The sequence below is a fragment of the Stenotrophomonas sp. 610A2 genome (genome assembly GCF_030549615.1).
Lineage (GTDB): Bacteria > Pseudomonadota > Gammaproteobacteria > Xanthomonadales > Xanthomonadaceae > Stenotrophomonas > Stenotrophomonas pigmentata.
Map to the genome: position 1 here is coordinate 2,569,030 of NZ_CP130832.1, position 23,175 is coordinate 2,592,204.

The following is a 23,175-nucleotide window of genomic DNA, read 5'->3' on the forward strand; positions in this document are numbered from 1 at the left end:
ATGAAGGCGACCATCTGGCATAACAACCGCTGTTCCAATTCGCGCGGCGCACTGGCCTTGCTGCAGGAGTCAGGCGTCGAGGTCGAGGTGATCAATTACCTCGACACACCACCTTCGCAGGCCGAGCTGCGCGACCTGCTCACCGCGATGGGCATGCCCGCACGCGACCTGCTGCGCAGCAAGGAGGCCGCCTATGCCGAACTGGGCCTGGCCGCCAAGCTCGATGACGAGGCCGCACTGATCGAAGCAATGAGCGCACACCCGGCGCTGATCAACCGGCCCATCGTGCGCACCGCCAAGGGCACCGCGCTGTGCCGGCCACCGGAAACCGTGCTGGGCTTGATCAGCTGAGCCTGCGGCGCTGAAACAGACCCGTCGGCGCAGGCACTGCCTGCGCCGATGCTGTTTCAGTGCGCCTTGGCGCTGGCCTGGACGATGGCATCGTAGAGCTCTTCAAAACTGTGCTGGGGCTGGAACAGCTCGCCGTTGATGAAGAACGCCGGCGTGCCGTTTACCCCGCTGCGCAGGCCGCTCTCCACATCACGCTGGACACGCTGCAGCTTCTCGCTGTCATCCATCGCCGCAGCCAGACCTTCTTCAGGCAAGCCCAGCTCGCGCATCAGTTCGCGATACACCACTTCGCCCAGCTGCTGCTGGCTACGAAACAAGGCATCGTGCGCCTCCCAGAACTTGCCGTGCACGGCGGCGAACTCGGCAGTGATTGCCGCCGGTAGCGCCTGTGGATGCGACTGCACCAACGGGAAGTTCCGGAACACCAGGCAGAGCTCGGCGCCAAAACGCTGCTGCAGCCGCTTGACCAGCGAGAACGCCTCACCGCAGTAAGGGCATTGGTAATCGGCGTATTCCACCAGCACGACCGCCGCATCCAGGCGTCCCTGGATATGGTCATTGGCACTCACCGGCACACTCAATCTGCTCATCCGCCTACTCCAGATCATTGCTGGCATGCCAACGCGAGGCCTGGCACGTGCCCACTACCGCAACGCTAACCGGAGCGCTGCTCAACCGGTGTGAATTGTGCTGCCTGGGAATGCCGCGCTACTTCCCCCGTTCAGCAGACACAGGCAGAATCGGCCGACCGAAGACAGGAAGTCCCCACATGGCCCGTGCCCACCGCTCATTCTTTGCCTATGGCTCTGCGTTGCTCGGCGTGCTGAGCCTGTTGGCTGTGGCCTGCTTCCACTTTCCCGAACTGCTGACCAGCCGGGAGTTCCGCGCGGTCTACAACGAGCAGTTTGCCCGCCATATGCTTCTGGTTGGCCTGGCCGCCGCCTTCATCATGGGCACCATTGCGATCCTGCGTGATCGCAACAAGCGCATCGCTACCCTGGGCGTAGGCACGGCCACCCTGGCGGTGCTGCTCGGCGGTACCAATGTGCAGTTCGACGCCATTGGCCAGACGCCTTACTCGCTGGGACTGGACTGGTTCGTGCTGTCGTTGTTCTTCTCGGCGCTGGTGTTCGTGCCGCTGGAACGCTACCTGGGCAAGCGCGAACTGTCGCCGCTGCGCCCGGGCTGGCGCACCGACGTGGCCTACTTCTTCATGAGCCATGTACTGGTGCAGTTCATCCTGATCCTGGTGACCGCTTCCACCTCGACGATTGCCGGTCTGGCAGCCTTTCCGTCGTTGAAAGCGGCGATCCAGTCACTGCCGGTGTGGGCGCAGTTCCTGATCGCAGTCTTCGTCGCCGACATGGCGCAGGCGTTGCTGCACCGCGCCTACCACAACATTCCCTGGCTCTGGCGCTTCCACGCGGTGCACCACTCCAGCCGGCACATGGATTGGCTGGCCGGCTCACGCGTACATTTCGTCGAGATCGTGCTGACCCGCAGTGCGGTCCTGCTGCCATTGCTGATCCTCGGCTTCTCCACCTCGGCAGTGAATGCCTACGTGATCCTGGTCGGCCTGCAGGCGGTGCTGGCACATGCCAATCTCGGCATCCGCTTCGGCTGGCTGGAGTACCTGCTGGTATTACCGCGCTACCACCATTGGCACCACGCCCGTCAGCAGGAGTACATCGACGTCAACTACGCCATCCACCTGCCGCTGGTGGACATGCTGATGGGCACCTTCAAGCTGCCGCGCGACCAGACGCAATGGCCGCAGGAGTACGGCGTGATGAAGCTGGAGACAGTACCGAACGGCATCATCAAGCAACACCTGATGCCGTTCCAGGGCGGGCGCAAGTTCGAGGACCACGTGGATTGAGCGATCCAGGCTTTTGCTCTTGTGGGAGCGGCGTCAGCCGCGAAGCCACAAATGTCTACGCTTCATCCTGCATACCACCGCCCACTCACCACCAATCATCAATCCCCTCACGCCGATACACCTCGGCGAAGGCTGGCCGCGCTTTCATCCGCGCAGCATGCGCTGCCAGCACTGGCCAGCTATCGGTAGGCCGCGGCATGTTCCGGCTCCAGCGCATCAGCATGGTCAGCATGAAATCAACCACACTCAGCTGCTCATCCAGCATGTAGGGCCCGTGCGCGGCCAGGTGCTCAGCCACTTGCTGCCAGGCCGCTTCCAACTGGGCGCGAGCGCGCAGTTTCACCTCGTCTGCATTCGCCTCACCGGCCGGCTCCTGCGGGTAGAACCAGCCACGATACGCGGGCATCAAGGTGTAGATGCAGAAGCACATCCAGCGGTAATAGTCCCCGCGCGCAACCGTACCCGGTGCGGGCGCCAGCCCTGCCTGCGGATACAGATCGGCCAGCTGCATGGCAATGGCACCGGACTCGGTTAGCACCTGACCATCGATGATCAACGCGGGCACACGACCGGCCGGATTGATCGCCAGGAATTCCGCTGACTTCTGCTCACCGCGTTCAAAGTCGAGCTGGCGCAGTTCATGCTCAACGCCGAGCTCGATCAGCAACCAATGCACCACCAACGACGCTGTACTTTGCGATCCATACAAAACAACCGACATGCGCGGAATCCCCGGCTGGAAAGAGACATTCTAACCAGGCCAGACACCGCACTTGCAGGAGCGGCGTAAGACGCGAAGTTGATGAACCAACCGCCACAGCAACAGCAAAAACCAAATGCCCCCTCCCCAACCCTCCCCTTGCCTACGGCAAAGGGAGGGCGTAGTGCCGAGCCATGCTCGGCAGGGGATTTCCCTGCACCCCATCAGCCACGGAATGTGGGAGCGGCCTAAGCCGCGAAGCTGATGATTTGATGCTTCCCCGGCAAAGCCTCTGCCGAGCATGGCTCGGCACTACAGGCTCGCTGAAGCTATCGGTCGGTTCAGTTGCAGCTGTTCATGCAGCTGTTCAAGCGCTCTCCGCACACCGAGGCGGCAGACCGGTTCTGGCAGAACGCCTGCGAGGTCTGGCAGGCGCCGCGCAGCTCCGGATTGGTGATCTTGTCGCACTGGTTGCCGCGGTTCGCATCGCCGCAATCACCGTAGCCGCTGGGGTTGGCGTTGCAGCGCTGATAGGCATTCTGGCAATAGTTCACGCAGGCTGCCGGGTCATTGCGCGGCGCGTTACCCCAACCTCCACCATCACTCGCACAAGCTCCGAGCAACAACACCACACAGGCAAACAACCATTGGAACCGGTGCATCGAACAGTCCTTGAAAACGACGACGGCCCGAGCATAGCCCGGGCCGTCATTGCATCACCAGTGACAGGTGTCGATTACTCGACGATCACCGGAATCTTGCCGATGCGTGCCTGCCATTCGCGGGGACCAGTCTTGTGCACCGATTCGCCGGTGGAGTCGACCGCCACGGTCACCGGCATGTCCTGCACGGTGAATTCGTAGATGGCTTCCATGCCCAGGTCAGCAAAGCCGACCACCTTGGAAGCCTTGATCGCCTTGGACACCAGATAGGCCGAACCACCGACCGCCATCAGGTAGGCCGACTTGTTGTCACGGATCGCCTCGATCGCCGCCGGGCCGCGCTCGGCCTTGCCGACCATGCCCAGCAGGCCGGTCTGCTCGAGGATCTGGCGGGTGAACTTGTCCATGCGGGTCGCGGTGGTCGGGCCGGCCGGGCCCACCACTTCGTCACGCACCGGATCAACCGGGCCGACGTAATAGATGAAGCGGCCCTTCAGGTCCACCGGCAGCTGCTCACCCTTGTTGAGCATCTCGACCATGCGCTTGTGCGCGGCGTCGCGGCCAGTCAGCAGCTTGCCATTGAGCAGCAAGGTCTGGCCCGGCTTCCATGCAGCCACTTCTTCCGGGGTGATGTTGTCCAGATCGACGCGGGTGCCCTTGGAGGCGTCGTAGGTCAGCTTCGGCCAGTCTTCCAGCGACGGCGGGTCCAGCATCACCGGGCCGCTGCCATCCAGGGTGAAGTGCGCATGGCGGGTAGCCGCACAGTTCGGGATCATCGCGATCGGCAAGTTGGCAGCGTGGGTCGGGAAATCCTTGACCTTGATGTCGAGCACCGTGGTCAGGCCGCCCAGGCCCTGCGCGCCAATGCCGAGTGCGTTGACCTTCTCGTACAGCTCCAGGCGCAGCTCCTCGGCACGGTTGGAAGCACCACGGGCCTGCAGATCGGTGATGTCGATCGGCTCCATCAGCGATTCCTTGGCCAGCAGCATCGCCTTCTCGGCGGTGCCGCCGATGCCGATGCCGAGCATGCCCGGCGGGCACCAGCCGGCGCCCATGGTCGGCACGGTCTTGAGCACCCAGTCGACGATGGAATCGGACGGGTTGAGCATGGCGAACTTGCTCTTGGCCTCCGAACCGCCACCCTTGGCGGCGACGATCACATCGACCGTATTACCCGGCACGACCTTGACGTTGACCACACCCGGGGTGTTGTCCTTGGTATTGGTGCGCTTGCCGGCCGGATCAGCCAGCACCGAGGCGCGCAGCTTGTTGTCCGGGTAGGCGTAGGCGCGGCGGATGCCCTCATTGGCCATGTCCTCGACGCCCATGGTGGCGTCGTCCCAGCGCACGTTCATGCCGATTTCCAGGAACACGGTGACGATGCCGGTGTCCTGGCAGATCGGCCGATGGCCTTCGGCGCACATGCGCGAGTTGATCAGGATTTGCGCGATGGCCTCTTTGGCCGCCGGCGACTCTTCGCGCTCATAGGCAGCGGAGAGGTTCTTGATGTAGTCGACCGGGTGGTAGTACGAGATGTACTGCAGTGCGTCGGCGACGGACTGGATGAGGTCTTCCTGCTTGATCGATGTCACGGCTTGCTCGCTTGCTGAAGGCTGGCGGGGGTTCAGCCCACCATTTTACGCCTTGGAGCCGCGCAGTGCCGCCCGCCCTTGGTTGTAGGAGCGGCGTCAGCCGCGAAGCCGGTGAACGGACAGATCTCCAGCTTCGCGGCTCACGCCGCTCCCACAAAAGCTGGACCTTGTTCAGGCAAAGTGGCGCTGTCACGCCAGCCCGCCCCACGCCGTCCTGCCCGTATGAACCCCGAAACCACCTTCCAGACCCATCGCCCGCGCCTGCTGGCACTGGCCTACCGCATGCTGGGCAGCCGCGCCGATGCCGAGGACGTGTTGCAGGACGCCTGGCTGCGCTGGGCGGGCAGCGACACCTCCGACATCCGCGACGCCGAGGCCTGGCTCGTCACCGCCACCACCCGACTCAGCCTGGACCGCCTGCGCGCGGCCAAGCGTGAGCGCGAGCACTACCCCGGCCCGTGGCTCCCGGAACCATTGCAGGTCGAACTGCCGCCCGACACCGCATCCGATCCTGCACAGATCCACGCCGTCGCCAACGAAGTCTCCGTCGCCTTCCTGACCCTGCTGGAGCAACTGAGCCCGGACGAGCGCGCCGCTTTCCTGCTGAAAGAAGCCTTCGACCACGACTACCGCCAGATCGGCAGCCTGCTTGGCCACAGCGAGGCCAACTGCCGGCAACTGGTGCGTCGGGCCAAGCAGCGCCTGCAGGCAGGTGCACCACGCTTCCAGCCGGCGCCGGCACAGCATAGGCAGCTGCTGCAGCGCTTCATGGACGCGGCCCAGCGTGGCGACAGCCCCGCCATCCAGGCCCTGCTGCATGCCAATGCCACCCAGTTCCCCGACGGTGGCGGCATCGTCACCGCTGCCATCCGCCCACTGCGGGGCGCCGAGCGCATCGGCCGCCTGTACTGGGCCATCGCCCGCCGCGGTGCTGCCCTGCCCGCCCAACTTGGCTACGTCAACGGCGAACTGGCAATCCTGCGCTTCGCCGAAGGCAGGTTGGCGTCATTCACCACCATCGAAGTGGTGGATGGGCGCATCGCAGCCCTCTACAGCGTGCTCAATCCAGAAAAGTTGCCCCCGCTTGTCACGCACGAAGCCGCTGCTGCGTCCTTGTAACGAAAGACGGCCATCGTGGCTGTCTGGAGAAACCTGATGTCCGCTACCACCTTCCCACGCGTGCCCTACACCCGCCTTGCCGCCGATGCCTTCAAGGGTCTGCTGGCCACCAGCAAGGCCGTGCATGACAGCTCCATCGACCACGAACTGCAGGAGCTGGTGTTCCTGCGCGTATCGCAGATCAACGGCTGCGGCTACTGCATGGACATGCATGCCACCGCACTGCGCAAGGCCGGCATCGAGCCACGCAAGCTGGACACCCTGCCGGCCTGGCATGAAAGCCGCTTTTTCGATGAGCGCGAGCGCGCCGCCCTGGGCTGGGCCGAGGCGATGACCCGGCTGCCGGATGGCGCGCCCTCGCAGACCGCCTTCGACGCGTTGAGGCCGCATTTCGACGACAAGGGCATCAGCGACCTGAGCATGGCCGTGGCGGTGATCAACGCCTGGAACCGACTCGGCGCCAGCCTGCTGCCCCCGCTGCCCTGATCGAATGGCGAACCCAAGGCCATCAATCCAGACCGGACTGATGGCCGCAGCCGGCGCCACACCGCACAATACGGCGCATGGGAACCCTTGTACTGATCCTCGACCTCATCGGCACCTTCGTCTTCGCCCTGTCCGGGGCGACGATGGGTGTGCGCCGACGGCTGGATATCTTCGGCGTGCTGGTGCTGTCGTTCGCGGCGGCACTGGCCGGCGGCATGACCCGCGACCTGCTGATCGGCGCTACCCCCGTGGCGGCCATCAGCGACTGGCGCTACCCGGCGATCACCTTGGCCGCTGGCGTCGTCACCTTCTTCTGGGCGCCGCTGATCGAGCGCATGCAGTACCCGGTGCGGATGTTCGATGCGATGGGGCTGGCTTTGTTTGCCGTGGCCGGTACGCAGAAGGCACTGGCGTATGGCATCGACCCGCCGATGGCGGCTGCCTTGGGCATGTTGACTGGCATTGGCGGCGGCATTGCCCGTGATGTGCTGCTGGCACAGGTGCCGCTGGTCTTGCAGGCCGAGTTGTATGCGGTTGCGGCGTTGGCCGGTGCTGCCGTGGTCGCCGTCGGTTATTGGCTGGGCTTGCCGCCGTTGCCGTGCGCCCTGGTAGGTGCTGGACTGTGTTTTGGCCTGCGGATGATGGCGATGCATTTTGGTTGGCATCTGCCAGTGGCCTTGCAGTCATCGGAGCCCCCGCCGCCGGAAGGGCCGCGGAGTTGAGGTAGAGCAAGAACCAAAGCCAAGGCACCCCTCCCCGGCCCTCCCCTTGCCTGCGGCAAAGGGAGGGAGCGAAGCCCCGGTAACACCAAACTCACACTGCATCGGCCATCTTGGAAGTCCCGTTTCAACAGGACCCAACCATGTCCGCAGAACGCTCCGACACCCTGATCGGCGATGACGTCGTCCGTACCCTTGGCCAACAATCCGAGACGTCGCAGGTGCTGGCCCAGGTCAAAGACGGTCAGGTGACCTTGTCCGGCGATGTACCCAGCACCGATGCGAAGCACAAGGTCGAGACCGTTGTTGCGGCCATCGAAGGCGTGCACAAGGTGATCAATCATCTCAACGTCGACAGTGGCAAACGCTCGTTCGGTGCCGCCGGCGAGGCTGTCCGTGACAACCCAGATGGTCGCGACGATGCGCAAATGGGCGATATCGACCTCGGCAAGGACGGTTGAGCCCACTGATGCACCGGGGCCAGTGCATTTGCGGGTAACCTGAACCCGCACCTCGCCGCTTGAGCCACACATGCCACACCCCGAGCCCGCTCCCGCCAAGAAACCCAGCTTCCGCGAGCGCGTCGATGCGATGCGCAACCTGCCGCCCTTCCTGCGGCAGGTGTGGCAGACCAGCCGTTGGCTGACACTCGCCAGCCTCGGCCTGCGCCTGGTCCGCGCCTTGATGCCGGTGGCGATGCTGTATGTGGGCAAGCTGATCATCGATGAAGCGGTGCGCCTGGCCGGCGCAGGCCCGATGCCGCCACTGGCAGAGGCGTTCTCCAGCGGTCATCTCAACACCCTGCTTGAACTGCTGTTGCTGGAATTGGCCATCGCGATCGGCTCGGACCTGCTCGGCCGGCTGATCAGCTACGCCGATTCACTGCTCTCCGAGCTGTTCACCAATGCAACCAGCGTACGGTTGATGGAGCATGCCGCCGAACTCGATCTGGAAGATTTCGAGGACCCCGACCTACAGGACAAGCTGGACCGCGCACGCCGCCAGACCATGGGCCGCATGAGTTTGATGAGCCAACTGTTCGGGCAGGTGCAGGACACCATCACCGTCATAAGTTTTGCCGCCGGCCTAGTGGTATATGCGCCGTGGCTGATCGTGCTGCTGGCAATTGCCCTGGTCCCGGCCTTCATTGGCGAATCGCATTTCAACACCCTGGGCTATTCGCTCAACTTCAGCTGGACGCCCGAGCGCCGCCAGCTTGATTACCTGCGCCAGGTTGGCGCCAGCGTGGAAACGGCCAAGGAGGTGAAGATCTTCAACCTCAACCGCTTCCTGATCGACCGCTACAAACTGCTGGCCGAACGCTTCTACAAGGCCAACCGCGCACTGGCCCGCAAACGCGCCTTCTGGGGCACGCTGCTGGCCGCCCTGGGCACGCTTGGCTATTACGCTGCCTATGGGTACATCGCCTGGCGCACCATCCGCGGCGACTTCAGCATCGGCGACCTGACCTTCCTGTCCGGCAGTTTCCTGCGCCTGCGCCAGTTGCTGGAAGGCCTGCTCACCGGCTTCTCGCAGGTCGCCGGGCAGGCGCTGTACCTGGATGACCTGTTCTCGTTCTATGCCATCGAACCGGAGATCCGCTCACGCCCGGATGCAGTGGCGATACCGCGCCCGATCCGCGAAGGCTTCGTGTTCGACAACGTTGGCTTCCGTTACCCCGATGCCGAGCGCTGGGCGGTACGCAACCTCAGTTTCCATCTGCAGGCGGGTGAAGTCATCGCCCTGGTCGGCGAGAACGGCGCCGGCAAGACCACACTGGTCAAACTGCTGGCGCGCCTGTACGACCCGGACGAGGGCCGCATCCTGCTCGATGGCCGCGACCTGCGCGATTACGACCTGGATGACCTGCGCGCAAATATGGGCGTGATCTTCCAGGATTTCGTGCGTTATCACCTGTCCGCCGGCGAGAACATCGGCGTCGGTCTGGTGGAGTCGATGTACGACAAGGACCGCATACAGAACGCGGCGCGGCGCGCGCTGGCCGATGAAGTGATCGACGCCCTGCCCGCTGGCTACGACCAGCTGATCGGCCGCCGCTTCAAGACCGGCGTGGACCTGTCCGGCGGCCAGTGGCAGAAGATCGCCATCGCCCGCGCCTATATGCGCGACGCGCAGGTGATGATCCTCGACGAACCGACCGCAGCCCTGGATGCGCGGGCGGAGTTCGAGGTGTTCCAGCGCTTCAAGGAGCTGTCCGACAACCGCACAGCGGTGCTGATCTCGCACCGGTTCTCATCGGTACGCATGGCCGACCGCATCCTGGTGTTGGCCGACGGCCGCATCGAAGCCAGCGGCACTCACGAAGAACTGATGATCGAAGGCGGGCGCTATGCGGAGTTGTTCGAGCTGCAGGCAGCGGGCTATAGGTAAGCCACCACATGTAGTGCCGAGCCATGCTCGGCAGAGAGCCCACCTGTAGTGCCGAGCCATGCTCGGCAGGGGCTCTACCGGTAAAGCCCTTGCCGAGCATGGCTCGGCACTACCCATACTTCGGTCAAATGAGATTCATTCCCATTTATGGGAAATCGGCTAGAATAGACCGGTCTCCAATCTACGAATCACGGCATGTCTTCCGCTTTTGGCGCCGAAACGGTGCTTGAGGTCCGTCACTGGACGGACGCCTACTTCAGCTTCTCCACCACCCGCGACAGCGGCTTCCGCTTCGAGAATGGCCAGTTCGTGATGATCGGGCTGGAAAACGAAAACGAAGGCGCCCGCCCGGTGTTGCGTGCCTACTCCATCGCCAGCGCCAACTGGGAAGAGCAGCTGCACTTCTTCAGCATCAAGGTGCAGGAAGGTGCGCTGACCTCGCGCCTGCAGCACCTCAAGCCCGGCGACAAGGTACTGGTCGGCAAGAAGCCCACCGGCACCCTGCTGATCAGCGATCTGCATCCTGGCAAGAACCTCTACCTGCTGGGCACCGGCACCGGCCTGGCGCCTTGGTTGAGCGTGGTCAAGGACCCGGAAACCTACGAGCGCTTCGACAAGGTGATCGTCTGCCACGGTGTGCGCTACGAGAAGGACCTCGCCTACCGCGAGTACTTCGAGCAGGAGCTGCCGAACGACGAGATCCTCGGCGATATCGTCCGCGACAAGTTGCTGTACTACCCGGCGGTTACCCGCGAGCCCTTCCCCAACCAGGGCCGCCTGACCTCGCTGATGGAAAGCGGGCAGATGCAGGAAGCACTTGGCCTGCCGCAGCTGGATCCGGCCAATGATCGCTTCATGATCTGCGGCAGCCCGCAGATGCTGGCCGACCTGCGCACCGTGCTGGATGCACGTGGCTTTGAGGTCTCCACCCGCATCGGCACCCCGGGTCACTACGTGTTCGAGCGCGCTTTCGTAGAGAAATAAGAAGATCTGTGGGAGCGGCGCAAGCCGCGAAGCTGGCGTTGCCGCCGAGTTGGGCGGTTCTGCGAGCTTCGCGGCTTACGCCGCTCCCACACGACGACGCTTACAGCGCCGCCTTGATATCCGCTTCCAGCGCCTCCGGGCGCGCGGTCGGCGCGTAGCGGGCAAGCACCTGCCCGTTGCGGCCGATCAGGAACTTGCTGAAGTTCCATTTGATCGCGGCAATGCCCAGTGCGCCCCGCTTTTGCCGCTGCAGCCACTGCCATAGCGGATCAGCGTCGGCCCCGTTGACCTTGAGTTTGGCCGACAGCGGGAAACTGACCCCGTAATTGATGCTGCAGAAGTCCTGGATGGCGGCGGCATCGCCCGGCTCCTGGTGACCGAACTGGTCGCAGGGGCAGCCCAGCACCACCAGCCCCTGCGGGCCCAGCGCCTGCCACAGCTGCTCCAGCCCCTCGTACTGCGGGGTGAAGCCGCATTTGGACGCTGTGTTCACTATCAGCAGCACCTTGCCATCAAAGGCGGCCAGCGGCAGCGGACGGCCATCCAGGGCGGTCAGCTCGAAATCAAAGGCATTGGGCATGGCGCGGCTCCTGACAGGACGGCCAGCGTACGCCATCACGGCGCCAACGGCATGCAAGATGTGGCCTTTCAGCGCAACCCTGCCATTCGACACACCCCTACGGGCGCGCCTGCAGGTACCCTGAAAGATCAGTCTTTTACCGGAGTTTCCGCCTTGAACACCCGTCTCGCCCTCGCCCTTGCCGCGACCCTGGGTCTTGCCCTGCCGGCCTACAGCCAGGTCGCAACCACTGCGACCACCCAGTCAGCCCAGCAGGCCAATCCGTTCTTCGCTGAAAGCCCGCTGCCGCTGCACTACCCGCAGTTCGACAAGATCAAGGATGCCGACTTCGCACCGGCCTTCGACGCTGGCATGGCCCAGCAGTTGCAGGAAGTGGAAGCGATCGCCAACAACCCGGCCGCCCCCACCTTTGAAAACACCCTGGTCGCGCTGGAAAACAGCGGCGCCGTGCTCGACCGTGCCACCACCGTGTTCTTCGCGCTGATTGGCGCCGACACCAACGACGCGCGCAAGAAGCTGCAGGCCGACTATTCGGCCAAGTTCGCCGCGCACAGCGATGCCATCAACCTCAACGGCAAGCTGTTCTCGCGTATCGAGACCCTGTACAACAACCGCACCAAGCTGGGCCTGGATGCGGAAAGCCTGCGTCTGGTCGAGAAGTACCACGACAACTTCGTCCGCTCCGGCGCCAAGCTGTCCGACGCCGACAAGGCCAAGCTCAAGGCGATGAACGCCGAGCTGGCCAACCTGGGCACCAAGTTCAGCCAGAACGTGCTGGCCGAGGTCAACGCCTCTTTCATCGTCGTCGATGACGTCAAGCAGCTGGACGGCCTGTCGGCCGAGCAGATCGCTGCTGCCGCCGAAGCCGCCAAGGCCCGCAAGCTGGATGGCAAGTATGTCATCGCCCTGCTCAACACCACTGGCCAGCCGCCGCTGACCAACCTGGCCAACCGCGAGCTGCGCCAGAAGATCTACGAAGCCTCGATCTCGCGTGGCAGCAAGGGTGGCGAGTACGACAACACCGCGCTGGTGTCGCGCATCATGACCCTGCGCGCAGAGAAGGCCGCACTGATGGGCTTCCCGAACTTCGCCAGCTACTCGCTGGGCAACCAGACCGCCAAGACCCCGGAAGCAGTCAATGCGATGCTGGGCCAGCTGGCTCCGGCCGCCGTCACCAACGCCAAGCGCGAAGCCGCCGACCTGCAGGCGATGATCGACAGCGAGCAGAAAGCCGCTGGCAAGCCGACGTTCGAGCTGCAGCCGTGGGACTGGGCCTTCTACAGCGAGAAGGTGCGCCAGGCCAAGTACAACTTCGACGAGTCGCAGCTCAAGCCCTACTTCGAGCTGAAGAACGTGTTGGAGAACGGCGTGTTCTTCGCCGCCGGCAAGGAATTCGGCCTGAGCTTCAAGCAGCGCAGCGACCTGCCGGTCTACCACGAGGACGTCACCGTCTATGACGTGTTCGACGCCGACGGCAGCCAGCTGGCGATCTTCATCTTCGATCCGTATGCACGCGAGTCCAAGCGTGGCGGTGCATGGATGAATGCCTACGTGTCGCAGTCGGGCCTGACCGGCGACAAGCCGGTGGTCGCCAACCACCTCAACATCCCCAAGCCGCCGGCCGGCAAGCCGACCCTGCTGACCTGGGACGAAGTGACCACCACCTTCCACGAATTCGGCCATGCGCTGCACGGCATGTTCTCGGACGTGAAGTACCCGTACTTCGCCGGCACCGCGGTGCCGCGTGACTTCGTCGAGTTCCCCTCGCAGGTCAACGAGATGTGGTCCGACGAGCCGACCATCCTGGCCAACTACGCCAAGCACTACCAGAACGGCTCGGCCATGCCGCAGGCGCTGCTGGACAAGGTGATCGCCGCGTCCAAGTTCAACCAGGGCTTTGCCACCACCGAGTACCTGGGCGCAGCAATGCTGGACCAGAACTGGCACCAGATCGGTGTTGGTCAGATCCCGGCACCGAAGGACGTGATGAAGTTCGAGCATGAAGCGCTGGTCAAGGACGGCATCTATTACGCGCCGGTCCCGCCGCGCTACAAGACCCCGTACTTCAGCCACATCATGGGCGGCTACTCGGCTGGCTACTACGCCTACATCTGGTCGGAAGTGCTGGACGCCAATACCCAGAAGTGGTTCCGCGAAAATGGCGGCCTGTCGCGCGCCAACGGCGACCATTTCCGCAAGACCCTGCTGTCCAAGGGCGGCAGCGTTGATGCGATGGAGCTGTTCCGCAACTTCGCCGGCCACGAGCCGCAGATCGAGCCGCTGCTGGAGAAGCGTGGTTTGACCACCGGCGCTGCTGCCAAGTAAGCAGTCGCTGGTTTTGTTGGAATGAAAACGCCCGGCTTTGCCGGGCGTTTTCTTTTGCTTCGTGCGGTAGATCAAAAGCCACCCTCATCCGCCCTCCGGGCACCTTCTCCCGCACGCGGGAGAAGGGAGTGGTCGGGCACCGCGGGGGTCTTATGCATTGTTTGCGCGCATGCATTGCGCGGCGAGCCTTCAGCTCAAGCAGCATCCCGCTTTCCCTTCTCCCGCAAGCGGGAGAAGGTGCCCGGAGGGCGGATGAGGGGGCTTTGTGCTTCTGGCTTTGTGCTTCTGGCTTTGTGCTTCTGGCTCTATGCTCTGGACTTCGCACAACCAACGAGCAGTCAGCGAGAAGGTTCAACCAAGCCTACCGCCCGCGCTCCACAATCACCGTAGCAGTCATGCCATTGGCCAGCACAACACCCTTCGCAAACGAGCCCGCATCCAATTTGATCCGCACCGGAATCCGCTGCGCCAAGCGCACCCAGTTGTAGGTCGGGTTCACGTTCGCCAGCAGGTCGCTGCCGGTCGGGCTGTCCGCATCGGTGATGCCATGCGAGATGCTTTCGATATGCCCGTGCAGCTCCTGCCCGCTCATCAGCTGCACGCGCGTGCCATCACCCACATGCAGCTGCGCCAACTTGGTCTCTTCGAAATAGCCGTAGACCCAGAACGAATTGGTATCGATCACCGCCAACTTTGCCGCACCAGCGGTGGCATAGTCGCCCTGCCGCACTTCCAGATTGGTCACATAGCCATCCACCGGCGCCCGCACCTGGGTGCGCTCCAGGTTCAATTCGGCCGTATCCAATGCCGCCTGCGCCTGCTCCACTGCAGCCAAAGCCTGCTGCTGCGACGCACTGGCCTGTTGGCGACTGGCCTGCGCCTGGGCAACACCGGCGCGTGCGGCCTGCGCAGCACTGAGCGCATCGGTACGCGCTTCTTCGGAGATCAAGCTGCCGGTAATGCGCTGGCGCCGCTCGTACTGCTGCTCGTAGCGACTGGCATTTGCACTCTGCTGTGCAGCTCCCGCCGCCGCTACCTGGATGCTTGCGCCCGCGGCTCGCGCGGAAGCCTGGGCGGCGGCCAGGTTACCGCGCGCCTGGTTCAAGGCGTTCTGGTAGCGCGCCGGATCGATCTGATAGAGCACGTCGCCACGCTTCACCAACTGGTTATCACGCACGGCTACCGTGCTGACAGGGCCGGAGACATCCGGCGCCACGCGCACCACTTCCGCACGCAGGCGACCTTCGCGGGTCCATGGCGAGTACATGTAATGGCGCCACATCGCCATCGCGATCAGGGCGGCAATCACCACCACCACGGCGGTTATGGAGAAACGAAGGATGGATTGGACTTTGGGGGTCATGGGAATTCTCAGAACAGCAGCAGGCCGAAGCCACCAAACAGACAGATGAAGATCGCGGTACGGAACAGGGCCGGATGCCAGACATTGCGATACCAACCGCGACGACCAGCCAGCGTGTCCAACGCCCATAGCGCGACGCAGACCAGCAGGAACAACAGCAGCAGGCCGGGAAACAGGGTTCCGGCGAATGCGATTTCAATGGGCATGACGGGGTGTCTCCAGAATGTGATCCGCTGGCGCGATATAGGTCGCCATGACCGAGCTGTCATCCACCATCGCCAATCGCACAAGGCGCAGATGCAGCAGCACTCGCGCAGCAACACCACCGGCAACAGCCTGCATGCGGGCCAGCGCGATCGCCTGGGTCAGCGCAGCATCGGCGCGCTGCCATGCCTTCGCATCCGGCATGGCGAAGAAATCGGCCAAGGCCTGCACCACCGAATCCACATGCAGGTGCAGCTGCGTTGATGCCGGCTCACGTGCAACATCCTGCCGCAGGTGGATCAGGGCGCGTCCCGTTTCATTGACTGCCAAGGCCCAGGCCAGCTGCTCGCGTGACTCCTGGCTGCCTGCTGCGGTATGGGTGACGATCTGGTGCAACAGATCGCTGTTGATGCTCTCGAAGCGGTGCTGGAGTCCACGCAGCGGTGCCTGTGCAGCCAACCCAACCTGCGCGCGCAAGCCAGCCATCTGCCGCCGTCGCAACCACGCCGTTCCTACCAGCGGTGGCATCAGGGCGAAGCTCAGCACCGCCGCACCCATCGCCATCATCTGCGAGGTGCCTTCGTTGAAAAAGCGCACCGGATCAAACGCATGCACGCTGGTGATGGCAAGGATATTGACCAGACCCATCGTGTAGCCAAGACCGAATACCGACAGCTTGGGCCGACTGACCATATAGGGGCCGACCATGAAGAACGGCAGCAACCCCGCAACCAGCAGGGTGAAGCCCTCCATCCGGGTCAGCACCATGTAATCGCAGACATAGGCCGCGATCACGCCGAGCAGATACCCCCAGGCTACCCTCCCGGTGATACGCGCTGCGTTCGGCATGGTGGCGAACAGGCCGGAGAAGATGGTCGCCAACAACATCACGTTGACCGCCATCGCCCAGCCGCTGGCGGCCCACAGCGCGCCAAGCAGCAACATGGTGATGGCGGTACGAGTGAATGCTACTGCGGCGCCGAGGTAATCATTGCCGCGGGTGAAATGCGCGCGCGCATCGTCTTCGGTGGGTGCGATCTGCAGGGTCAGCTGCCGGCGTGCATGCACGTAGTGCTCGAGCTCCTTCACGAAGCGCCGCAACAACTGCGCACCGACATCGAAGTCTTCGATGTGTGCGACATCACTCATGGCATCGCGCAACTCGACTGATCGCGCCGTCAGGCCTCTGCGTACTGCATTGATCTGCTCCGCCAGTTGCGCCGGCGACTGTTCGCTGGATTGCAGGGCCGTGCCCAGAGGCTTGTACAAGGACTGCAATGCCAGACCCGCGGATGGATCAGGCTGACGCAACAGACGGTTGATCAGATGGTGCAAGGACTGGAACGTAGTCGATGCCGCCATGAAGCGCTGGTTGAAGTGCTGCAGGTGCGCGCTGCGGGCGCGGGCTTCACCGTCTTCGAAGATCACCGAGCTGCGCAGGTCTTCCAGCGCCACCGCGTCGCGAACCACGCGCAGATGCGCCTGCTCCATGCGCTCGCGCGGGACCTCGCCAAGCAAGGCGCCGCGCATGAAGCCAAGGAAGTTCTCGTACTGGCTGTTGATTGCTGCGCGCAAGGTGTCACGCAGGCGCACCGGGAACAACGTGTCGCTGATCACAGCGGTCACCAGCAGGCCCAACAGTACTTCGCTGATACGCGCTACCGCCGAGTCGAAGACCTGCCCCGGATGGGTGGAGATCACCGGCAAGGCGATGATCGCAGCGGTATAACCGGCCAGCACGAAGGCATAAGACTTGAAGTTGCGATGCAGGGTGGCCCCGGCAGTGCAGCCGGCGATCCATAGCGCCATCAACAGCAGGAACGGCTCTCGCTGTTGCGGAAACAGGCCCACGATCAACAGCGCACCTGCTGCCCCGGCGAAGGTGCCGAGTACCCGGTAGAAGGCCTTGGCCAGCACCATGCCGCTTTGCCGGTGCATGACGATGACCGTGGTCATCATTGCCGTGCCCGGCTGCGGCAACTGCAAGCGCATCGCCAGCCAACCGGTCAGGAAGAACGCCACGGTCGTTCGCAACACGAACAGCCAGGTGTCGGCTTCGCCCTTGAGGAAGCCGCGCATGCCAGCGTACCAAGGCGCCGCCGGCGCACTTGTCGATGATGGGATGGAAGACATGGCGCGCTCAGATGGCCTCGATGCCGCCCAGCATCTTTTTCAGCAGCCGTTCGAGCTGGTGCTGCTCACCCTCATCCAGACCCTGCACCTGCAGGGTCAGCAGCTCCGCCATCTCCGGAAGCAGACTCTGGATGCAGGCCAGGCCTTTGTCGGTCAGGTGCAGGCCCAGCTTGCGCCGGTCATTGGTGTCCGGAATCCGCTCCAGCAGGCCCTTGTTGCACAGCTGGTCGGTGAGCCGGGTGATGTTGGCCGACTTCTCTGTGGCGGCCTCGGCTAGCTCCGATGGCGTCAGCGGGTGATCCGGCGTGCCGTACAACATCATCAGGATGTTGTATTCGGCGTGGCTCAGGTCGAAATCACGCAGCACCGCGTTGGCGCGGTCGTGTACGGTCTTGTAGATGCCCTTGACCAGGCGCACCAGCACCGCCGGTTCACGCGGGAACCCCGGCCAGCGGGCGCAGGTGGCATCAATCCGGGTTTCGGTCGCGTCGAAGCTGCTCATGGGCTATCCGGCTCATCGAGGAATGAGGCAGATAATACACATGTGTAATATAAACTTCTAAAACAGTTTTACGGTTACAGCGCTCCGCGTTCAGCGTGGCGACAGATATCCCTCCCGAACCCCACGTGGCGACAGCAGCAATTGCCACAGCTGCGAGTGTCGGGTGCGGAAAGTCGCCATCGAGGCGGCCAGGTAGAAGCGCCACATGCGCCTGAAGCGCTCGTCGTAGCGCGCGTCCAGTTGCTCCCAGGCCGCTTCCACGTTGTCGCGCCAGGCCTGCAGGGTGCGGTCGTAGTCGGTGCCGAAGTTGTGCCAGTCCTCCAGCACGAACAGCCCTTCCATGGCATGGGTGATCTGCGCGGCCGAAGGCAGCATCGAGTTGGGGAAGATGTATTTGGCGATCCACGGGTCGGTGCGGTCGCGGCTGACGTTGGTGCCAATGCTGTGCAGCAGGAACAAACCCTGCTCGCCCAGGCAGCGCCGGGTAACCTCGAAGTAGCTGCGATAATTCTTGACCCCGACATGCTCGAACATGCCCACCGAGAACACGGCGTCGAAATGTTCGTCCAGCTCGCGGTAGTCCTGCAGGCGTATCTCGATCGGCAGGCCAGCACACAGCTCACGGGCAAACCCGGCCTGCTCCTGCGAGATGGTCACGCCGACGCCCTGCACGCCATAGCGCTCGGCAGCGAACTTGAGAGCCTCACCCCAACCACAGCCGATATCCAGCACACGCATGCCCGGTTGCAGGCCGAGCTTGCGGCAGATCAGTTCGAGCTTGGCTTCCTGCGCGTCGTCCAGACTGCTGGCGTTGCGCCAGTATCCGCAGCTGTAGACCAGCCGCTTGCCAAGCATGGCCCGGTAAAGATCGTTGCCCAGGTCGTAATGACGCTTGCCGACCTCGTAGCTGCCATGCCCACTCTGCAGGTTGAAGAGCTTGGCCTTGAGCGCATCCCAGACTTCGCCGCTGCCATGCACGCGTTCATCCAGCCGTGCATCCAGCAGATGGGTGAGCAGGCCATCCAGCGAATGCGCCTGCCACCATCCATCCATGTAACTCTCACCCAGACCGAGCGAGCCGTCGGCCAGCACCCGCGCATAAAAGCGCGGGTCGAGGATGTCCAGGTCCTGCGGCCGGTCACCGCCAGGGGTGATATCGGCCTCCTGCAGCAGTGCTTCCACACGTCGTTGCAGCCCCGCATCCATCACTGACCTCCTGTGTTTCAGGGGCTCGCGAACAGGCCCCGATAATCCGCCGCCACATGCGGCAACAACACGGCTGCGGGCACATCCACCGTCTGCGTGCCATCCGAGTACGGACCCACCTGGTAAGGCGGGAACACGAAGCGCAGTGCCGCAATCTTGCCCGCCACGTCCATCACCGGCTGGAACTGGGCGAAGTTGGTGGCGTCGGCCGTGGTGCCTTCGTCGATCATCTTGGACAGGTTGCGGACCTGGGCCTGCTGCTCTTCCGGCGACAGGTCTTCGCCCTGCGCGCGCACCGTGGCCTGCTCAAGCAGCTTGTCCTCGGTGAAGTCGCTGACTGCCTGCCAGCCCTTGGCCGTCGTGATCAGATCCTCGGCCTTGAGCAAGTGTTGCTGCTCCGGCAGCCATACAAAACGCGCAACCAACGGCTGGCCATGAGCGCCGCCGGTATAGCTGCTGCCATCGGCAGAGACCGCCACCACCGTCGGCGATTCGACCAGCATGTCGAAGGCGAGTGACAGTTCGTACGGCGCGGTCGGCTTGTCGTTGCCCAGCTCGGCCACCGACTTCAGCAGGTCGGCCTTGGCATGCCCTGCATAGTCGCTCAGTGCGTTGGCCAGGCCCGGGTACTTGGCGGCTGCCGGCGGGTAGCTGATGCCGACGACATAGCTGGGGGTATTTTCGATCACATCGCGCAGATCGACTGCCGCAGGTGCGACCGCAACCGGCGCCTGCACCGGTTCCGCGGCCGGTGCGGCCGGCGCACCTTGCTCATCCTGCTTGCAGCCAGCCAATGCCAGCAGCAATACCGCTGCGGCAGACGATCCCCGTACCAACCTGTTCATGCCCTGTCATCCCTTGAAGGTTTGTGCGGCCGCCCGGTCGGGCTTGGCCATGCAAGCGGAATTATCCCAGCAGGTCCGCATATTCGCCATGGCGCTGCATGAAAGTAGCGGCATACGCGCAGGCCGGCACCACCTTCCAGCCCGCTGCCCGGGCGTGATCCAGCGCGAACCGGGTCAACTGGGCGGCGATGCCGCGGCCACCGATGGCCTCGGGGACCCCCGTATGGATGATGACCATGACCCCGTCACGCAGCTCGTATTCCAGCACCGCGCGCTGGCCATCGACCACGGTCTGGAACCGATGCGCTGCGGCGTCATGCTCAATGGTTGGAACTGGCGGTTGGTTCAAGCTCATGGCTGCTCCTGCATGGCGCGGTGGATTGGGTCGAATGGGCGTGGCGGCGTGCCCAATCGGACACAAACGCCGCATTGCGTCACTTTCCGACATCAGTGCCGCCAACACCACCCCAATCAAACCATGGACTACGTCTCAAAAGCTGGCACGGGTTTTGCTGTGCTTACCAACAGACAGACAACAACGGAGGTGTCCCATGTTCGACAACGACCGCACGATGCAGATCCCGGCAGACGATCATGATGCCACCCTGCTCGAAGGCCTGTTCCAGCTGACCGTCGCTGGGGAAACCAACGGCTGGGAATTCAAGAAGATCGACAGCGAAGTCTATTCGCGCTTCCTCGACAACTACGCCGTCTAAGCCCAGCTTCAGCCCCCGCTCTGAACGCGCGCCGGCCGCCATTGCCGCAGCGCCGGCGCTGTGAAAAAGAAAGGGGCCGTGACGCAACAAAGCGCCCGGCCCCTACTCTTGCGGGCCAGGCCCGCTCCCGCCCCACTCCGCCGATCAGAAGCGGAAGCTGGGGTTCATCAGACTCTGCAGGAAGTGCTGCAGCAGCTCGGGCTCCATGATCAGCATGAACATCACGCCGAACGCGGCACCGGCAAGGTGCGCGCTGTGATTGACGTTGTCCCCGCCCTTCTTGTCCATCCAGATGCTGTAGCCAACGTAGAACGCGGCGTACACGATGGCCGGGGCCGGGATGAACATGACCAGGATCAGCTTCCACGGCGCGATCAGGATGTAGGCGAACAGCACCGCTGACACCGCGCCTGACGCCCCCAGGCTCAGGTAGTTCGGGTTCTTCTGGTTCTTCAGGTAGGTCGGCAGGATCGATACCACCAGCGCCGACAGGTAGAACAGCGGATAGACCCACCACTGCCCGGTCGTACCGAGCATGATGACCTCGATCGAGCGCCCGAAGAAATACAGGGTGACCATGTTGAACAGCAGGTGCCCGAAATCAGCGTGGATGAACCCATAGGTCACCAGCCGGTCGTACTGCTTGTGTTTGTCGATCGCCGGCGGCCACAGGATCAAGCGGTCAGCCAGCTTGCGGTTGTTGAACGCCATCCACGACACCAGGGCGGTGACGGCGATCAGGATCAGGGTTATCGGTCCTTGCATGTTCAAACCGCCCGGTAGTTGTCGACCATCTTGTAACGGCGTGCGTAGATGCCGAATGCCAGTGCCGCAATGAAGGCAAAGCCGGCGAAGAAGAACATCAGGAACGCGGTCTCGCTCAAGCCAGTACTGGCAATACGGTCAGTGACCGCATGGTTGCGCACCGCCGCATTGGACAGCAGCACCCACAGGTTACCGATGGTGGTGGTCAGGTTCCAGAAGCTCATCACCACGCCCTTCATCGACGCCGGCGCCTGGCTGTAGGCAAACTCAAGACCAGTCGCCGAGACCAGCACTTCACCGAAGGTCAGCAGCGCATAAGGCAGTACCTGCCAGAAGATCGACATGGCATCGCCACCGTCCATCACCACCTGGATGCCGCCCACCACGATCCAGGCCAGGCCACTGAAGGCGATACCGGCGGTCATGCGCCGCAGCGCGGTCGGCTCGAAGCCGAAGCGACGCAGGGCCGGGTACAGCACCAGATTGTTGAACGGGATCAGGATCATCACCAGCAGCGGGTTGAGCGCCTGCATCTGCGAGGCGGTGAACCAGCTGGGCATGCTCATCTGCTGGCCCTGCAACACCCAAGTCGAGGCCTTCTGGTCAAACAGCGAAAAGAACGGGGTGGTCAGGGCGAAGATCACCAGCACCTTCATTACCGAACGCACGCCCTCGACAGCCGCCTCCGGGTGCACGCCGCGGGCGCGGTCCAGCTGCAGCATGGTGCCGCCACCGATACCGGCCAGCACCGAGACCAGTGCCAGACACAGGCAGATCACGATGCCCAGGCTGGGCACCAGGGCGAACGAAGCCAGCGCCAGCAGTACGCCGAGCACCGCCACCACCAGGCCCATACGGCCCTGGCCCGGGGCTTGTGCCAGCAGCGCTGTACGCACCACGTTGGCGAAAGAATGCGGGTCCTTGGGCGGCAGCGGTACCAGCACATAGCGCTTGCGGCCCAGCCAGAACACGAAGGTGGCCACGAACATCAGGATGCCGGGGATACCGAACGCCCACTGTGGGCCGAGGTTCTTCAGCGCCAGCGGGATCAGCAGCGAGGCGAACAGCGAGCCGAAATTGATGATCCAGTAGAACGCGTCAAACACGATCTTGGCCAGATGCTTGTTGCCCTGGTCGAACTGGTCGCCCATGAACGACGCCACCAGCGGCTTGATGCCACCAGCGCCCAGGGCGATCAGCCCCAAGCCCAGGAAGAAGCCTTGGCGGTTGCCCTCGAACAGCGCCAGGCACAGATGGCCGACACAGTAGATCAAGCTGAACCAGAGAATGGTGTGGTACTTGCCGAAAAAGCGGTCTGCCAGCCAGCCACCGAGCAGCGGGAAGAAGTACACGCCGATCATGAAGCTGTGCATGATGTCCTTCGCCTCGCCAGCACGGCCTTCGGCGGTGATCTCCTGCAACAGCAGCGAGGTGATCAGGAACTGCACCAGGATGTTGCGCATCCCGTAGAAACTGAAGCGTTCGCACGCCTCATTACCGATGATGTAGCCGATCTGGCGCGGCATCTTTGCCTTGGGGTTCGGGGCTGCTGCCACGTCGTTGGTCGTCATCTGCGGGCGATCCGTGAGTACAAAGGTTGCAAGCGTAACGCATCACGCTGCCTGCCAGACTGGAACCGCTAGGTAAAACACC

Annotated in this window: 24 protein-coding genes; 10 read left to right on the forward strand and 14 right to left on the reverse strand. The window is 63.4% G+C overall.

Translation table 11 applies throughout. The features are described from left to right. On the forward strand, positions 1-351 hold the full coding sequence (gene arsC / locus Q5Z11_RS11505; RefSeq protein WP_303746548.1) for an arsenate reductase (glutaredoxin): 351 nt from the start codon (positions 1-3) through the stop codon (positions 349-351). 56 nt (positions 352-407) lie between these two features. On the opposite strand, the gene Q5Z11_RS11510 is transcribed toward arsC, so the two are convergent. Next, positions 408-941 (reverse strand): DsbA family protein, encoded by a 534-nt coding sequence (locus Q5Z11_RS11510; RefSeq protein ID WP_303746549.1) that lies wholly within the window; start codon positions 939-941, stop codon positions 408-410. Between the two features lie 179 nt (positions 942-1,120). Between Q5Z11_RS11510 and Q5Z11_RS11515 the strand changes: the two genes are divergently transcribed. After that, the gene (locus Q5Z11_RS11515) at positions 1,121-2,230 is read left to right on the forward strand and encodes a sterol desaturase family protein (protein WP_303746550.1); all 1,110 of its coding nucleotides are present in this window, start codon (positions 1,121-1,123) and stop codon (positions 2,228-2,230) included. Between the two features lie 85 nt (positions 2,231-2,315). Here the strand turns inward: Q5Z11_RS11515 and Q5Z11_RS11520 are convergent, their stop codons facing one another. From Q5Z11_RS11520 to Q5Z11_RS11530, 3 genes are all read right to left on the reverse strand, one after another. Next, entirely contained in the window at positions 2,316-2,951 is a 636-nt protein-coding gene (locus tag Q5Z11_RS11520) for a glutathione S-transferase family protein (protein ID WP_303746551.1), read from the reverse strand. A gap of 320 nt (positions 2,952-3,271) precedes the next feature. Beyond that, entirely contained in the window at positions 3,272-3,592 is a 321-nt protein-coding gene (locus Q5Z11_RS11525) for a hypothetical protein (protein ID WP_303746552.1), read from the reverse strand. Between the two features lie 74 nt (positions 3,593-3,666). Further along, positions 3,667-5,184 carry a fumarate hydratase gene (locus Q5Z11_RS11530; protein WP_282271569.1) on the reverse strand — a complete coding sequence of 506 codons (1,518 nt, stop codon included), beginning with the start codon at positions 5,182-5,184 and terminating at the stop codon, positions 3,667-3,669. Between the two features lie 222 nt (positions 5,185-5,406). Between Q5Z11_RS11530 and sigJ the strand changes: the two genes are divergently transcribed. From sigJ to Q5Z11_RS11560, 6 genes are all read left to right on the forward strand, one after another. Then, positions 5,407-6,303, forward strand: a complete 897-nt coding sequence (sigJ, locus tag Q5Z11_RS11535; RefSeq protein WP_303746553.1) for an RNA polymerase sigma factor SigJ — start codon at positions 5,407-5,409, stop codon at positions 6,301-6,303. Positions 6,304-6,339: 36 nt separating this feature from the next. Continuing rightward, positions 6,340-6,789, forward strand: a complete 450-nt coding sequence (locus Q5Z11_RS11540; protein WP_303746554.1) for a carboxymuconolactone decarboxylase family protein — start codon at positions 6,340-6,342, stop codon at positions 6,787-6,789. Between the two features lie 77 nt (positions 6,790-6,866). Then, positions 6,867-7,511, forward strand: a complete 645-nt coding sequence (locus Q5Z11_RS11545) for a trimeric intracellular cation channel family protein (RefSeq protein WP_303746555.1) — start codon at positions 6,867-6,869, stop codon at positions 7,509-7,511. Between the two features lie 140 nt (positions 7,512-7,651). After that, positions 7,652-7,969, forward strand: a complete 318-nt coding sequence (locus tag Q5Z11_RS11550; RefSeq protein ID WP_303746556.1) for a BON domain-containing protein — start codon at positions 7,652-7,654, stop codon at positions 7,967-7,969. Between the two features lie 70 nt (positions 7,970-8,039). After that, positions 8,040-9,899 carry an ABC transporter ATP-binding protein gene (locus tag Q5Z11_RS11555; protein WP_303746557.1) on the forward strand — a complete coding sequence of 620 codons (1,860 nt, stop codon included), beginning with the start codon at positions 8,040-8,042 and terminating at the stop codon, positions 9,897-9,899. Between the two features lie 195 nt (positions 9,900-10,094). Beyond that, on the forward strand, positions 10,095-10,883 hold the full coding sequence (locus tag Q5Z11_RS11560) for a ferredoxin--NADP reductase (protein ID WP_303746558.1): 789 nt from the start codon (positions 10,095-10,097) through the stop codon (positions 10,881-10,883). Positions 10,884-10,983: 100 nt separating this feature from the next. On the opposite strand, the gene Q5Z11_RS11565 is transcribed toward Q5Z11_RS11560, so the two are convergent. Next, positions 10,984-11,463, reverse strand: coding sequence for a glutathione peroxidase (locus tag Q5Z11_RS11565; RefSeq protein ID WP_303746559.1), 480 nt, complete (start codon positions 11,461-11,463; stop codon positions 10,984-10,986). A gap of 153 nt (positions 11,464-11,616) precedes the next feature. On the opposite strand from Q5Z11_RS11565, the gene Q5Z11_RS11570 reads away from it, so the two are divergent. After that, on the forward strand, positions 11,617-13,788 hold the full coding sequence (locus tag Q5Z11_RS11570; protein WP_303746560.1) for a M3 family metallopeptidase: 2,172 nt from the start codon (positions 11,617-11,619) through the stop codon (positions 13,786-13,788). Between the two features lie 361 nt (positions 13,789-14,149). On the opposite strand, the gene Q5Z11_RS11575 is transcribed toward Q5Z11_RS11570, so the two are convergent. The 7 genes from Q5Z11_RS11575 to Q5Z11_RS11605 all read right to left on the reverse strand — a co-directional run bounded on the left by Q5Z11_RS11575 (position 14,150) and on the right by Q5Z11_RS11605 (position 20,396). Then, on the reverse strand, positions 14,150-15,151 hold the full coding sequence (locus Q5Z11_RS11575; protein WP_303746561.1) for an efflux RND transporter periplasmic adaptor subunit: 1,002 nt from the start codon (positions 15,149-15,151) through the stop codon (positions 14,150-14,152). An 8-nt stretch (positions 15,152-15,159) separates the two neighbouring features. Beyond that, complete coding sequence (locus Q5Z11_RS11580) at positions 15,160-15,357, reverse strand: DUF1656 domain-containing protein (protein ID WP_303746562.1); 198 nt, start codon at positions 15,355-15,357, stop codon at positions 15,160-15,162. Beyond that, positions 15,347-17,488: an FUSC family protein gene (locus tag Q5Z11_RS11585; protein ID WP_303746563.1), complete on the reverse strand. Its 2,142-nt coding sequence runs from the start codon at positions 17,486-17,488 to the stop codon at positions 15,347-15,349. Before Q5Z11_RS11585 ends, Q5Z11_RS11580 begins: the two co-directional genes overlap by 11 nt. 7 nt (positions 17,489-17,495) lie before the next feature. Further along, complete coding sequence (locus Q5Z11_RS11590) at positions 17,496-17,990, reverse strand: MarR family winged helix-turn-helix transcriptional regulator (protein WP_303746564.1); 495 nt, start codon at positions 17,988-17,990, stop codon at positions 17,496-17,498. A 90-nt stretch (positions 17,991-18,080) separates the two neighbouring features. Then, positions 18,081-19,196, reverse strand: a complete 1,116-nt coding sequence (cfa, locus tag Q5Z11_RS11595; protein WP_303746565.1) for a cyclopropane fatty acyl phospholipid synthase — start codon at positions 19,194-19,196, stop codon at positions 18,081-18,083. A 17-nt stretch (positions 19,197-19,213) separates the two neighbouring features. After that, positions 19,214-20,041 carry a DUF3298 and DUF4163 domain-containing protein gene (locus Q5Z11_RS11600; protein WP_303746566.1) on the reverse strand — a complete coding sequence of 276 codons (828 nt, stop codon included), beginning with the start codon at positions 20,039-20,041 and terminating at the stop codon, positions 19,214-19,216. Positions 20,042-20,102: 61 nt separating this feature from the next. Next, a complete protein-coding gene (locus Q5Z11_RS11605) occupies positions 20,103-20,396 on the reverse strand; it encodes a GNAT family N-acetyltransferase (RefSeq protein ID WP_303746567.1) in 294 nt (97 codons plus the stop codon). Between the two features lie 196 nt (positions 20,397-20,592). On the opposite strand from Q5Z11_RS11605, the gene Q5Z11_RS11610 reads away from it, so the two are divergent. Continuing rightward, the gene (locus tag Q5Z11_RS11610) at positions 20,593-20,757 is read left to right on the forward strand and encodes a hypothetical protein (protein ID WP_303746568.1); all 165 of its coding nucleotides are present in this window, start codon (positions 20,593-20,595) and stop codon (positions 20,755-20,757) included. Positions 20,758-20,901: 144 nt separating this feature from the next. On the opposite strand, the gene Q5Z11_RS11615 is transcribed toward Q5Z11_RS11610, so the two are convergent. Then, positions 20,902-21,522: a rhomboid family intramembrane serine protease gene (locus Q5Z11_RS11615; protein WP_303746569.1), complete on the reverse strand. Its 621-nt coding sequence runs from the start codon at positions 21,520-21,522 to the stop codon at positions 20,902-20,904. A gap of 2 nt (positions 21,523-21,524) precedes the next feature. Beyond that, entirely contained in the window at positions 21,525-23,093 is a 1,569-nt protein-coding gene (locus tag Q5Z11_RS11620; protein WP_303746570.1) for a POT-type proton-dependent oligopeptide transporter, read from the reverse strand. Between the last annotated feature and the right edge of the window lie 82 nt (positions 23,094-23,175).